Source organism: Pelagibius sp. Alg239-R121 (assembly GCF_947331435.1).
GTDB lineage: Bacteria > Pseudomonadota > Alphaproteobacteria > Kiloniellales > Kiloniellaceae > Denitrobaculum.
Genome location: NZ_CAMZOF010000011.1, coordinates 1 through 12,872, shown reverse-complemented (window position 1 = coordinate 12,872; position 12,872 = coordinate 1). Strand labels below are relative to the sequence as shown.

The window sequence follows — 12,872 nt, the reverse complement described above, 5'->3', positions numbered from 1 at the left end:
GAGTTCAGGATTGGGGAAGTACAGGTATGGCGACCGTTGAATACGACGGGATTGGAAAAAACTTCGGGCCGGTAACGGTCATGGAGAATATTTCTTTCGCGATCGACGCACAGAAATTCGTCGTGCTGCTAGGTCCGTCTGGCTGTGGCAAGACCACACTGCTGCGAATGACCGCAGGCCTGGAGACTATCTCGGCGGGTGAGATTCGCATGGGTGGTAAGCGGATGAACGAAATCCATCCACGCGACCGCGATATTGCGATGGTGTTCCAGACCTATGCGCTCTATCCGCAGATGACGGTGTTCGACAACATCGCTTTCAGTCTGCAGGTCCGCAAGATCGCTGCTGAGGAGATAAAAAGGCAGGTCGAAGAGGCCGCTGAAATCCTAGACCTCACCGACTATCTGAAGCGGTATCCCAGGGCCCTTTCCGGAGGTCAACGGCAGCGTGTTGCTATGGGCCGTGCTTTGGTCCGGCATCCTCAGGTGTTTCTCTTCGATGAGCCGCTTTCCAACCTCGATGCCAAGCTGCGCGGGCAAATGCGTCTTGAAATCCGGCGTATCCATGACCGGCTGAACACCACCACCATTTACGTCACTCACGATCAGATCGAAGCCATGACCATGGCCGACGAAATTGTGGTGATGAACGGCGGCAACATCGAACAGATCGGTTCACCGGAAGAGATCTATGACCGGCCGGCGAATTGCTTTGTAGCCGATTTTATCGGCTCGCCCTCCATCAATCTCCTGAAGGGTGTTGTCGAAAATCAGGACGGCAAACCGGCGATGCGAATTGGCGACAACAGCTTACGCCTGCCGGATTCCACCTCGGCTGCGGCGGGACAGTCGATTGTCTATGGCATACGGCCGTTGGATATCGAAGTCGGCATTGATGGCGAGGCCTCAGGTACGGTCGAGTTTGTTGAGAACACCGGTGCCGAAACGCATCTGCACATTCGCTTCGATGGGCATGATATCCGCGCAGTCGCGCCTGGAAGATTGCGTGTCAATCATGGTGACAGATTGAATTTCACGATCAATCCGGACAAAGTTCACGTTTTCGATCAAAGCAGCGAAATGCGGGTCGACTGATGGCAAAGATTCTTATCCTCGGCGCTGGTGTGATGGGGAGCTCTCTGGCTGTTCCAGCCCTTGATAACGGTCATGAGGTTCTGCTGGCCGGGACGCATTTGGATGTTGGCATCATAGAAGCCCTTAAGGCGGATCGATCGAAGCATCCGACATTGCGGGCGCCTCTGCCTGACGCACTCACGCCAATGCAGATCAGCGAGGTCAACCCATCTCACGGTGCCGAAGCGGATGTCCTTGTCGTTGGTGTCAGCAGCCCCGGCATCGGCTGGGTGATTGAGCAACTGCTTCGTCTGATGGACCGGCCGAAGCCGGTCGCCTTGGTGACCAAGGGTTTGGCCGAAACCGGACAAGATAAACCCAGCGCCTTTACCGAGCGAGTCCGTGCTGCGCTCACGGCAACGAACCTGGGCGATACGCCTCTTATTGGCATCGGCGGCCCCTGCATTGCCCGGGAACTTGCGTTGCGCCAGCCGACCTCAGTTGTCTTCGCTTCGGATGATCTTACGGTGGCCGCCGACTTCGCGCGGATCATGCAGACACCACACTACCGCGTCCATACCAGCGATGACCTGATCGGCGTAGAAGCCTGTGCAGCACTCAAAAATTTCTATGCGATCGGCGTCAGCGCGATGACCAGCCACTATCTAAATCCGGATGATAGCGCCGGGAGCCCGGCCAAGAACCCGACTGCGGCTGCCTTCAACCAGGCGATCCGGGAGATGGCCCGTCTGTCGACCTGGATCGGCGGGCGGCCCGACGCCGCATTCGATCTGGCCGGCATGGGAGATCTGCATGTGACTGTCGGTGGTGGGCGCAACAGCAAACTGGGGCATTATCTCGGCAAAGACTTAGCCGTGCGCCAGGTCATGGAGGGACCCCTTAAGGGAGAAACCGTTGAGGGGATCGATACCGGCCGCAGCCTCGCGCCAGGACTTTTTGCTGCCTTTGAGCGCCGCGTTCTCGACCCCGCTGCCTTTCCGCTCGCCTGCAGGCTGCTGGAAGCGATTCTCGACAACAAACTCTTCGCCTTCGACCACGGCGCGCTGGGAACCGCGCTTTATCCATTGGAGAACAACCAATGACGGACAGCGATATCAAAGTCACAAAGCTTGGCATCGGCTGTGATCATCTCGGCCTGACGATGAAGAATGACCTGCGCGACCATCTTGCCTCACAGGGCATCGAAGTCGTTGATCTCGGGGTGCATGACGAGACCCCGGTCGATTACCCGGATATGGGCTCCGGTCTTGCCCGGGAGCTTGCCGATGGCGCGTTCGAGCGTGGGATTCTGATCTGCGGGACGGGTGCAGGTATGGCTATTGCTGCAAACAAAATTCCGGGAGTGCGGGCTGTGTGTGTGACAGATCCCTATACGGCGGAGCGGGCCATTGCGAGCAACGATGCACAGATCGTGACTTTCGGTGCGCAGATCACCGGAATATCCGTTGCAAAGATGCTCGCCGATATCTTTATCCGGAACAGCTTCCAAGGTGGCCGCTCGGCACCCAAGGTAGCCAAACTCGCAGCTCTGGACCAGGTGAGGTAGTGCCTTTAGCTGATCTGCCGACCGGGAAACGTCTGATCGCTCGACCGCAAGGAGATTGATTTTTGTAGATTTGTGTTAATAATGATTATCGTTTGCAATTTTCTTTGATATCCCTATCTTGCAGTCTCTGGCACGACGCCCACTTAAAGCTTTCCGAATAGCCATCCGGGCGACTATTAGAGTGCGCGAAGCGGGCTGGAGTGCAATCGGTCTCGACGGAAACCGTCGAGACCGATTGCACTCTAACTATATGAATGAGCGGCTGATTCAGACTTTTCACTGAGTTAGTGAAAATAGGTCAGTCCTTGAGTGCCATTGAAAACGGAACGAGACTGGAGCTGAGAGTGGGTATGGAAACTGCGAATCTGCCAAAATCGGTGACCGCTGAACGGGTCATCGACGTGCATCATTGGACGGATCGACTCTTTTCTTTCCGGATCACGCGACCGGCGAGCTTTCGCTTCAGATCTGGTGAATTCGTGATGATTGGCTTGATGAACGGCGAAAAACCTCTGCTTCGCGCCTATTCCATCGCCAGTCCGGCGTGGGACGACGCCCTGGACTTTTTCTCGATCAAGGTGCCGGACGGTCCGTTGACCGGCCGCCTGCAGACCATTCAAGCAAACGACAATCTTCTACTGGGTCGGAAACCGACAGGCACGTTGGTTTTGGATGCTCTGAAGCCAGGCAAAAACCTTTATCTCTTGTCGACGGGGACCGGCATTGCGCCCTTTGCCAGTATTATTCGCGATCCCGCAACTTACGAGAATTTTGAACGGGTTATCGTAACCCACACCTGCCGTGAAATTGCCGAACTGGCTTACGGGCAGAGGCTTGTCGATGACGTCAAAAAAGACCCGCTGGTTGGTGAGCAGGCTGTTACGCAGCTTTGCTACTTCGGCAGCGTGACACGCGAAGATTACGTTAATATGGGGCGAATCAATCATCTGATCGAGAATGGGCAGCTGTTTCAAACCGTCGGCACGGAGCCTTTTGATCCGGAGCGTGATCGCGTGATGATCTGTGGCTCGATGGGAATGATCCGGGATATCCGTGCTCTGGTTGAGAATGCTGGCTTTGTCGAAGGGGCGAATTCAAAGCCCGGTGATTTCGTCGTAGAGAAGTCTTTTGTCGATTAGTGACGGAATGATAGATATACGACTTCCGGGATTGTTGGGCTGCGCAAGGCTCAGTTTCGTTTTAGGCGCCATAGTGATAAAAGTGAGTGCTAGACGACATGATGGACACCATAGTTAATTCTTCAGCAAAACAATCCATAGAACTCCTGCGCAGTCGGCGGTCAGTGGTGGCTAAGAATATGAGCGAGCCCGGACCGACCAGCGAAGAGCTTGAGTTAATTCTGGAGGCCGGAATCAGAGTGCCGGATCATGGTAAGATCGGTCCCTGGCGTCTACAGGTTCTCGATAAATCCGCTCAAGCCATGCTCGGTGATGTTCTGGCCAACGAATTCAAGGCGCGTATCCCCGATGCGAACGACGCACAAATTGAGTTTGAGCGCTTACGACCGCAAAGAGCTCCGACTTTGATTGTGGTCAGCAGCAACGTGAACAAAGAGCATTCCGTGCCGGAATTCGAACAATTGCTCTCGTGTGGTGCTGTTTGCATGAACCTACTCAATGCTGCTGCCGCACTTGGCTATGCCGCACAATGGCTGACTGAATGGCCTGCCTACAACAACAACGTGAAGCATGCATTGGGCGTCACCGGCGATCAGCATATTGTCGGCCTGATGTATTTCGGAACAGCCGTCGAGCCGCCGAGTGAGCGTGTACGCCCTGATGCCGGAACGGTCGTAAGTTATCCGGACGCCATCCCCCTTACCTAGGCGAACAAGCATCAGACAATTCGATTTTTCTGCTGGCCCAGTGAGTAACGCTCAGTCTTCAAAGGGGCGCCCAGCATGGGGCGGGTGCAACAGCATAATATCAATGGCCCGCCAACATCCGGCGGGCTTTTTTTGAACTGCGGCGTGGCTTTGATACTGTCACATCCTGAGTCACTGGTGAAGAAGATGTTCGAGATCCAATCAGAGCTTCCCATATGATTCATAAGATCTCGGCGCCCGCGAAAAAACCTGGAACTCTTTTCGTGGAGCCTCGTTATAGGAGGTAAGAAGGTCAAATCAGCCGGGGTGGCGATGACCGGGGTCCGGTTTCTGGATTGAAGGGCCGGAACGAATGGGGTGTCTATGACGTTGCAAACGAGGCAACAGACGTTCGAAGCAAAGACGCGACCGTTGCTCGATAGCCTCTTTCGGACGGCGCTGCGCATGACACAGGAAAAGCAGGCTGCCGAGGATTTGGTTCAGGACACCTGCCTGAAGGCCTTTCGGGCTCTTCATCGTTTCGAAACCGGGACCAATTACCGGGCCTGGATCTTTAAAATCATGACCAACACCTGCATCGACCTCCGGCGGGCGCAGGCGGAGCCGCGGCTGGTGGATCTCGACAGTCTGTGCCACGAGGCCAATGTGGGCGGATCGGCATCCAGGCTGCATCAGGTCGCCACGGTGCTTCCGTTTCGGGGCGTGGGAGACAGCGATCCGGAAATCGATCTTCAACACAAGGATTTCCGCGATGCGGCTGTACGTTCGGTCGGTCGCTTGTCGCCCGATCTGCGCATTGTCGTTGTCCTGGCGATTTTCGAGGAATTTACCTATGCGGAGATCGCCGAAGTCGTCGGCTGTCCGATTGGTACGGTGCGGTCGCGTCTCAGCCGTGGCCGTCAGGTGCTGCAGGAAGATCTTATCCGTTTTGTAAAATCTGATTCCGACCCGGCTCGGCCTGGCGGTGGAGGGACCGGCCCGGCGCGCAAAAGTCAGCGCGACGAACCATCGGTCCAGAGAAAGTGACTGAGAATATGGCGAAGACAAACTGTGAGTTGATGAGACAGGCTTTATCAGCCTATGTGGACGGGGAATTGCCTGCACACGAAGCCCGCATCGTCGAAGGTCATCTGACCTATTGCTCAGGTTGTTCCAAGGCAGTTGAGGAAACAATCGCGATTGAGCGACGGCTGCAACAGACTTGTCGTGATGAACAGGCGCCGGATGGCCTCTGGGGCGATGTTATGCTTTCGATCTCAGATGACCGGCCCGATAGTATGTCCGAAAACACGTTGACGGAAGTGTCCGGCCAGCCTCATCGCGATGACACTCCAGACCAGAATTCAACCCGAGTATCACGGTTTGGCCGGCGGCGTGCCGGGGCGATCGCCGCTGGTTTTCTGCTGGCGCTTGGGGTTGGTTTTTCCTCACCCTATTGGAGCCGCCTTGGTGGGAAAAACCCATTGGTCGTCGAGCCGGTAAACGATTTCATCACCTTCAAGATGAGTGAGCGCTCTCTGGATATGGCGGCGTCGGATCCCGCGAAATTGAAAGAATGGTTTAATGGCAAGGTCGACTTCCGACTGCCATTGGACCGGTCGGAGACGGATGGTTTTCGCCTGGTCGGCAGCCGCCTCTGTTATTTCCTGAACCGGCGGCTTTCCGCCCTGATGTACGAGCGTTCGGGCGACCGCGTTTCGCTTTATGTCATGACGGGGGAGGGCCTTGAGATTCCAGAAGGGACCTGGGAACCGCTGGCAAGTCAGGTCATCTCCAGCTCTGAGGTCAAGGGTTATAGCAATCTGATCTGGCAAAGCGGAGACCTCGTTTACGCCCTGGTTTCGGATCAACCGAAAAACGAGATGCTGCGCTTCATCGGAGGCTTGAAGCTTAAGGCTGCCGCAACCGGCAGTCCAATTTTGGCAGACCGCAGTCGAAAACAGCCAAATCGAACCCGCGCCCAACTGGCCGCAAACCACGAAACCTAGATAGCAAGTTAACCCGCGCCCGCGGCTAGGTTAGCCGCTGGTTTTTTCCAGTCTCTGAATCGAGCCAGCCCAATGTCGTGCATTCGGGCAACGGGAGAACGCGTCATGACGCTCGGTACCAGATCCGTTCGGACCATTCGCATCGAAGGTCGAGCGAGTAACAAGCGCCTGGCTACCGAGGCTCTTACTCATCAGAGGCATCATCAACAAACGAGGGACGCTTCATGACCGACCAAAAGGATTCGGAATTTTGTTTTAGCCGCCGGTTGGCGATGAAGGGTGCAGCTTGTGGTGTGATGGCCGCGAGCTTTGTGCCAAGCGATATTGTCGAAGCAGCCACGGGTGAGGCGGATCTCAGCCGAGATATCTATCCGGAACTCCGGATCGGGAACGCTTCCGCGCTGATCGAGGGCGAGCCCCTCGCTTTTGCCTATCCCCTGAAGCAACAACCCAATCTTCTGGTCAAGCTTGGGACAACTGCACGACGCGGCGTCGGAGTTGACCGGGATATCGTCGCCTACTCGACCCTCTGTCCGCACATGGGCGGTTCCCTGCGCGGGCGCTATCGGCATGACGTGAATGCGCTTGGGCCGTGCCCCTTTCACTTCTCGACCTTCGATCTCACCAAAGGCGGAATCCCCGTTCATGCGCAGGCGACACAGAACCTGCCTCAGATCGTTTTGCGCCTGGATGGCGACGAGATCGTCGCCGTCGGCGTGATCGGTCTGATTTACGGTCAACGGAACAATCTCGAAGGCGGTGACTTTGCCGAGGATGCGCAAAAACCCAGCGGATCCGGCCGACGGCTCATGCGCGGTTGAAGGAAAAAACATGACTGACAAACCCAGAAGATCACTTTTTGATAAATCGCGCCGTGAATTTTTGACCGCGGCCCGCACGCCGTCGCTCGACACCGGCAGCTACGATTTGCCCGTGGACGAAGTCCCGATACCTCCAGCCGATGCGGAGGTCCTGCCGACCGCCTGCGAGTACTGTATCGTCGGCTGCGGCTACAAAGTCTATCGCTGGCCCTATCACAGCGAGGGCGGTGCGAAGCCCGACCACAACGCCTTCAATGAGCAGTTTCCCACCGGGCCTGTTTCGGGCAAGTGGGTCAGCCCGAATATGCACAATGTGGTGCGCCACAACGGCGAACCCCATCACGTCGTCATCCTGCCGGACGGCGAAACGGCGGTGAACCGGAAAGGTAACCATTCAGTCCGCGGCGGAACCCTAGGGCTCAAGCCTTACAATCCGAAACGCCCCACTGCCGAACGCCTGCAAACCCCGATGGTCCGTTCACGCGGCATGCTGCATGCCATCTCCTGGGAGGACGCGACCACGATCGCCGCCGAACTTGGCCGCTATGCCATCGACAAGTGGGGGGAAGAGGCCTGGGGGATCAAATACTACTCCTACCAGTTCTGGGAGAACACCTATGCGCTGACCAAGTGGGCCTATGGTGCCGTTGGGACTCCCGCAGGTGCGGAGCACGATAAAAACACCGCCGCCAATGACGCCACCGGCGTGGACGATGCGGGTGTCGACGGATTCTCCTATGGCTATCCTGACGTCATGGAGGCCGATGTCATCGTGATTTCGGGCTCTGACCCTTACGAAAATCACACCATTCTTTTCACCGAATGGATGGCGCCGGGCGGGGCCAAGATCATTCAGATCAATCCCCGAAAAAGCCCGACGGCAGCCTATGCGGAACGCACGGGCGGACTGCATCTGCAACTGACGCCCGGCACCGACAGCGTGCTCAACAATGCGATCGCCCGCTACATCCTGGAGCAGGGCTGGGAAGACAGCGATTTCATCACCAATTACACGGTTTCCAGCGAGGACATGATGAAGGAAACCTCCTGGCGGCGAAAACGCTTTGGAGGGCCTTTCGAAGACTACAAAGCCTTCATCCTCTCAGACGACGCTTATCGAATCGAAAATGCCGCCGAGATTACCGGCGTTCCGGCAGAGAAGCTGATCCTCGCAGCGAAGATGCTGGCCAAGCCCCGTGGCACCCTGAGGCCGAAGGCGTCTTTCTTCCTGGAGAAGGGCAATTACTGGTCCTTCAATTTCCCCAACACGAGTTCTTTCTCTGGTCTTGCGCTGCTGAACGGCGCGTCGGGCCGTCCCGGCCGGATCCTCGGGCGCCTCGGCGGGCACCAGCGTGGAATGATGAAAGGCGCGGGCTATCCGCTGAAAAAATCGGGCGACCTCTTTGTCCATCCGGTTACCGGCGAGAAGACCGAGGACAAACTGCCGCTTCATTTCGACCGCCATGCCATGGAGGGCAATCTCCGCTACTGCCATGTCATCGGACACACCTGGGTGACCTCCATGTCGGCAGGGCAGGCCTTGCGCGAGAAGATCCACAGCTTCACGCGGGGACATGAAAAGCAGGTCGACAGCCTGGACCGCGACGAAATCATTGCTCAGCTCAAGGCGCGTATGGATGCTGGCGGCATGGCGCTGGTCGTGCAGGAAATCTATCCAAACGATCTAACCGAATATGTCGATCTGGTGCTTCCCGCCGCGACCTGGGGCGAAACCGACCTCACTCGAGCCCAGGGCGAGCGCCGCCTGCGGATCTATTCCAAATTCTACGATGCTCCTGGATCTGCGAAACCCGACTGGTGGATTGTCGGACAGATCGCCACAAAGATGGGCTACGAGGGCTTCGCCTGGAAGGATGGCAACGCGGTCTTTGAAGAGGCCGCCGCCCGCTCCAAAGGCGGGCACTATGACTACACCCAGGTCATCGAATTTGCCCGCTCAAATGGTCTCTCCGGCCATGAACAGCTTCGTGCCCTCTCGACCACGGGTATTCAACTGCCGGCGCGGGTCGTCGATGGCAAGCTCACCGGCACGGTCCGTCTGCATGACAAGGCCATTACCGACCCCGAGAACCATAACTGGAATGTCACCAAGCATAAGACGAAATCCGGTAAAGCGATTTTCATGCGCGGCGACTGGCGGATGGCAGAGCCGATCTTCGAAGAGTTTAAGCCCAAGGATGACGAGCTTTGGGTTCTGAATGGCCGGATTAATCACATCTGGCAAACTATGTACGACGACCTGCGCAAACCTTATATCCGCGAACGCTGGCCGATGAACTGGCTCTTCATCAACTTTGAAGATGCGAAGGCCCGCGGGATCGAGAGCGGGGATCTGGTTCATGTCACCAACGACCAGGTCCGCGATCAACTCGGGCGCATGACCAAGGGCGTGTTGTCGCTGGTTGCGTATCTCACGGACGAAGTCGCGCCGGGGGTCACCTACACCTACGCCTTCTACCCCGGACAGAATTCCAACACCGTCGTACCGGCGGTCGTTGATCCTGTCACCGCTGTCTACAACTACAAAATCGGGAAAGGACGGGTGGAGAAGGCCGGTGAAACGCCGCTGAAAAGCGTCGATTCCGCCATGTCTTTCATTCCCCGCAGCATCGGATGACGGGAGCTCCGAAATGAAACTTGCATCACTTCTTTTCACTGGCCTGGCTCTGATTTTCGCTGCTTTGGTCCAGTTCGCGCTCACCAAACATGCCGTAGCGCAGTATGTCTCGCCCGATCCGCAAGCTCTCGCCCACGGGCAGGAACTTTACGCGCGGGAATGTTCCGCCTGCCATGGGGCCGAGGGCGAGGGAGATGGACCCGGCGCAAAGTACCTTTCGCAACGTCCTCGTAATCTCACGCTCGGGGTCTTCAAGATCCGCTCGACTCCGACCGGCGAATTTCCAACGGCGCAAGATCTTTTCGACAGTATTACCCATGGTCTTGCCGGATCGAACGGAGCGCAGATGCCAAGCTTTGCGTCCCTATCGGAAGCAGACCGCTGGGCTCTCGTCGAGGTCGTACGCACCTTTGCCTGGATGGACAAGGAGGGGGCGCCCGTCACGGTTCCACCGAGGCCGGAGACGGTCAATCTGGAATTGGGACGGCAGGTCTACGAGCGACTGCAGTGTGCGGCCTGCCATGGCGATGAAGGCGACGGGGACGGGGCCTCGTCCCTGACTCTCAAAGACGACGACAGGCGCCGCATCTTTGCCGCCAGCCTGGTGAGTGGAAGTTACAAGGGTGGTGATGCACCGGAAGAGGTTTGGACGCGTTTCTACACGGGCCTGGACGGCTCACCGATGCCCTCTTACGCGGGCCGGGCCTCCCATGAAGAACTCTGGGCCCTCACTGAATATCTTTTGACCCTTAGAGCCGAAGCAGGGGCTTCGCAGGAGGAGAAACAATGATCAAGTCTATAAGCAGGCGTCGGGCGCTCGTCGCCGGTGGCGCGACCCTTGCTCTGGGGGGAATCGGCTGGTCGCAGATCGGCAGGGCCTATGCACAAGGTGACGTAAAGGACGGCGGGCGCCTTAAAGGTGTCCTACGTTTCACCGGAGCAGCGCCTGCGGAAGATTCTGTTTCAATTTCCAAGGACTCGCACATTTGCGGGGTAGGTGAGGTCAATCCCAACCCTCTGACTATCGGCGCCGATGGCGCTTTGAAAGACGGGGTCGTTGCTCTGCGCAAGGTTGAGGCCGGCAAGCCCTGGCCTGCTGCGATGACGCAACCAAAGATCGATCAGAAGCGTTGTCTCTTCGAACCGTTCGTTCAGGTGGCGCCAAAAGGCGCAGAGCTCACCATCGTCAATCATGATCCGCTTTTGCACAACATTCACACCTACGAACAGATCGGTAGGGCCCGGCGCACGCTTTTCAACATCGCTCAACCGATGGCCGGGCAAACCGACATCGCGCCTCTGAAGGTGCGAAGGGGGTTCGTGGTGGAGATCGACTGTGACGCGCACAACTGGATGTCGGCCTGGATCTATACCGCCGATCATCCCTATGTCGCGGCAACGGATGCTGACGGTCTGTTCGATATCACTGATGTTCCGCCGGGAAATCATGAGCTCGTGATGTGGCATCCGATCCTGGGCGAGGTAACCCGCGAGATCACGCTTGCCGCAGGCGAAACCCTTGATCTTTCCCTCGATATGAAAGCGTGAGGAGCAGGTGTATGACTTTCAGACCCATAACTTCCAGACCCATGATTTCCAGGCTACGCAACAAACTCCTGAGCGCGATTGCTTTCACGGCCTTCGCCGCCCTTGCCTTCACCCATTTCGCCGAAGCACAGAGTGAGGTGAACGAACCGCTCGGCGTCCTGCCGCCCATGCCGGTGCCCGAAGATAACCCGATGACCGAAGCGAACATCGCCCTGGGTAAGCATCTTTTCTTCGACGCGCGTCTGTCCGGTGACGGCTCGATTGGCTGTGTCGATTGCCATGATCCGAAACTCGGTTGGGGTGACGGTGCGGATCTTTCTCGCGGTTATCCAGGCACCATGCACTGGCGTAACTCTCAAACCGTGGTCAATTCGGCTTTTCTGACCAAGGGATGGTTCTGGACGTCCTCCGCAGACACTCTGGAAGCGCAGGCCCATTCGGCTATTTCCGGCGCACTGGCAGGCAATCTGAAAAAGATTCTCGCGGAGGAGCGCATGAAGCAGATTCCGGAGTACGTTCGTTTGTTTGAGGAAGTCTGGGGCGACGCTCCGACTTACGACAAAGCGCTTGCGTCGATCGCTGCTTATGAACGCACGGTTATTTCTGATGACAGCGCGTTCGACCGTTACATGGGCGGTGAAGAGGGCGCGCTGTCAGAAGGGGCGCTGCGCGGTAAGGGGCTGTTTGAGGGGAAGGCTGGCTGCATTGCCTGCCATGAAGGGCCGTTGATGACCGACCAGGCCTTCTACAACATCGGTTTGCCGACCAACCCTGCATTTATCGAAAACCTTCAGCGCCAGATCGCCTTCCGCGAACGCATGCGCTCCTCGGGATTCGAGGAGAAAGACTTTCTGCATCTGGACCGTGACCCGGGCCGATACCGGAAGACCAAGGACATTGCCGACATCGGTAAGTTCCGCACCCCACCGCTACGTTATTTGGCCTACACAGCGCCTTACATGCACAACGGTGTCTTTTTCGATCTTCGTGAGGTCGTTGAGTTTTATAATAAGGGCGGTGAGGCCGAGCCTTTCGGCAATAAGACCGACAAGATTAAACCCTTGGGCTTAAGTGATGCCGAGATAGACGATCTCGTTGCCTTCCTCGACAGTCTTTCCGGTTCGGAAGTTCTCGTTGAACGGCCTAAGTCGCCACCCTACGGCGTGCTCGATTTTCCGATGGAGAATCAATGGTGACGTTCTCATCATCGTGAGTCGATGATCAAAGTGTCTACAGGAAAGCACGAAGGCGGGATTTCTCCCGCCTTCGTTTTGTCGTCTCTGCGGTGAGCCTTAGAGGCTTGGCCCGGTTTACAGAGAAGGCTGTGGCCGCATGTCGTTGGGGTCGATGCCTGCGACGGCGACAGGTTTCTTCATGGCGTCGCGGCGGAA

General features: G+C 57.0%; 12 protein-coding genes. All 12 read left to right on the top strand.

Going from position 1 to position 12,872, the window contains the following annotated elements; all coding sequences use genetic code 11:
- Window positions 1-26: 26 nt before the first annotated feature.
- The 12 genes from QMZ18_RS29585 (at window position 27) to QMZ18_RS29530 (ending at window position 12,677) form a co-directional block, all read left to right on the top strand.
- Window positions 27-1,094 (top strand): ABC transporter ATP-binding protein, encoded by a 1,068-nt coding sequence (locus QMZ18_RS29585; RefSeq protein ID WP_282610012.1) that lies wholly within the window; start codon window positions 27-29, stop codon window positions 1,092-1,094.
- Window positions 1,094-2,176 carry a glycerol-3-phosphate dehydrogenase gene (locus QMZ18_RS29580; protein WP_282610011.1) on the top strand — a complete coding sequence of 361 codons (1,083 nt, stop codon included), beginning with the start codon at window positions 1,094-1,096 and terminating at the stop codon, window positions 2,174-2,176. Before QMZ18_RS29585 ends, QMZ18_RS29580 begins: the two co-directional genes overlap by 1 nt.
- The gene (locus QMZ18_RS29575; protein ID WP_282610010.1) at window positions 2,173-2,640 is read left to right on the top strand and encodes an RpiB/LacA/LacB family sugar-phosphate isomerase; all 468 of its coding nucleotides are present in this window, start codon (window positions 2,173-2,175) and stop codon (window positions 2,638-2,640) included. The genes QMZ18_RS29580 and QMZ18_RS29575 overlap by 4 nt, the downstream gene beginning before the upstream one ends.
- Window positions 2,641-2,990: 350 nt before the next feature.
- Window positions 2,991-3,779 (top strand): ferredoxin--NADP reductase, encoded by a 789-nt coding sequence (locus QMZ18_RS29570; RefSeq protein ID WP_282610009.1) that lies wholly within the window; start codon window positions 2,991-2,993, stop codon window positions 3,777-3,779.
- Between the two features lie 98 nt (window positions 3,780-3,877).
- Window positions 3,878-4,486 carry a nitroreductase gene (locus QMZ18_RS29565; RefSeq protein ID WP_322097412.1) on the top strand — a complete coding sequence of 203 codons (609 nt, stop codon included), beginning with the start codon at window positions 3,878-3,880 and terminating at the stop codon, window positions 4,484-4,486.
- A 363-nt stretch (window positions 4,487-4,849) separates the two neighbouring features.
- Window positions 4,850-5,512 carry a sigma-70 family RNA polymerase sigma factor gene (locus QMZ18_RS29560; protein ID WP_282610008.1) on the top strand — a complete coding sequence of 221 codons (663 nt, stop codon included), beginning with the start codon at window positions 4,850-4,852 and terminating at the stop codon, window positions 5,510-5,512.
- An 8-nt stretch (window positions 5,513-5,520) separates the two neighbouring features.
- A complete protein-coding gene (locus tag QMZ18_RS29555) occupies window positions 5,521-6,474 on the top strand; it encodes an anti-sigma factor (RefSeq protein ID WP_282610007.1) in 954 nt (317 codons plus the stop codon).
- Between the two features lie 224 nt (window positions 6,475-6,698).
- The gene (locus QMZ18_RS29550) at window positions 6,699-7,295 is read left to right on the top strand and encodes an arsenate reductase (azurin) small subunit (RefSeq protein WP_282610006.1); all 597 of its coding nucleotides are present in this window, start codon (window positions 6,699-6,701) and stop codon (window positions 7,293-7,295) included.
- Between the two features lie 10 nt (window positions 7,296-7,305).
- Window positions 7,306-9,933: an arsenate reductase (azurin) large subunit gene (locus tag QMZ18_RS29545; RefSeq protein WP_282610005.1), complete on the top strand. Its 2,628-nt coding sequence runs from the start codon at window positions 7,306-7,308 to the stop codon at window positions 9,931-9,933.
- 13 nt (window positions 9,934-9,946) lie between these two features.
- A complete protein-coding gene (locus QMZ18_RS29540) occupies window positions 9,947-10,723 on the top strand; it encodes a cytochrome c (RefSeq protein ID WP_282610004.1) in 777 nt (258 codons plus the stop codon).
- Window positions 10,720-11,481, top strand: coding sequence for a carboxypeptidase regulatory-like domain-containing protein (locus QMZ18_RS29535; RefSeq protein ID WP_282610003.1), 762 nt, complete (start codon window positions 10,720-10,722; stop codon window positions 11,479-11,481). The genes QMZ18_RS29540 and QMZ18_RS29535 overlap by 4 nt, the downstream gene beginning before the upstream one ends.
- An 11-nt stretch (window positions 11,482-11,492) precedes the next feature.
- Entirely contained in the window at window positions 11,493-12,677 is a 1,185-nt protein-coding gene (locus QMZ18_RS29530) for a cytochrome-c peroxidase (protein ID WP_282610002.1), read from the top strand.
- Window positions 12,678-12,872 lie beyond the last annotated feature (195 nt).

Coding starts and splice junctions, on each gene's coding strand:
- QMZ18_RS29555 (WP_282610007.1), top strand. CDS start 5,521: ATGGCGAAGACAAACTGTGAGTTGATGAGACAGGCTTTATCAGCCTAT.
- QMZ18_RS29545 (WP_282610005.1), top strand. CDS start 7,306: ATGACTGACAAACCCAGAAGATCACTTTTTGATAAATCGCGCCGTGAA.
- QMZ18_RS29565 (WP_322097412.1), top strand. CDS start 3,878: ATGATGGACACCATAGTTAATTCTTCAGCAAAACAATCCATAGAACTC.
- QMZ18_RS29575 (WP_282610010.1), top strand. CDS start 2,173: ATGACGGACAGCGATATCAAAGTCACAAAGCTTGGCATCGGCTGTGAT.
- QMZ18_RS29585 (WP_282610012.1), top strand. CDS start 27: ATGGCGACCGTTGAATACGACGGGATTGGAAAAAACTTCGGGCCGGTA.
- QMZ18_RS29550 (WP_282610006.1), top strand. CDS start 6,699: ATGACCGACCAAAAGGATTCGGAATTTTGTTTTAGCCGCCGGTTGGCG.
- QMZ18_RS29535 (WP_282610003.1), top strand. CDS start 10,720: ATGATCAAGTCTATAAGCAGGCGTCGGGCGCTCGTCGCCGGTGGCGCG.
- QMZ18_RS29560 (WP_282610008.1), top strand. CDS start 4,850: ATGACGTTGCAAACGAGGCAACAGACGTTCGAAGCAAAGACGCGACCG.
- QMZ18_RS29540 (WP_282610004.1), top strand. CDS start 9,947: ATGAAACTTGCATCACTTCTTTTCACTGGCCTGGCTCTGATTTTCGCT.
- QMZ18_RS29530 (WP_282610002.1), top strand. CDS start 11,493: ATGACTTTCAGACCCATAACTTCCAGACCCATGATTTCCAGGCTACGC.
- QMZ18_RS29570 (WP_282610009.1), top strand. CDS start 2,991: ATGGAAACTGCGAATCTGCCAAAATCGGTGACCGCTGAACGGGTCATC.
- QMZ18_RS29580 (WP_282610011.1), top strand. CDS start 1,094: ATGGCAAAGATTCTTATCCTCGGCGCTGGTGTGATGGGGAGCTCTCTG.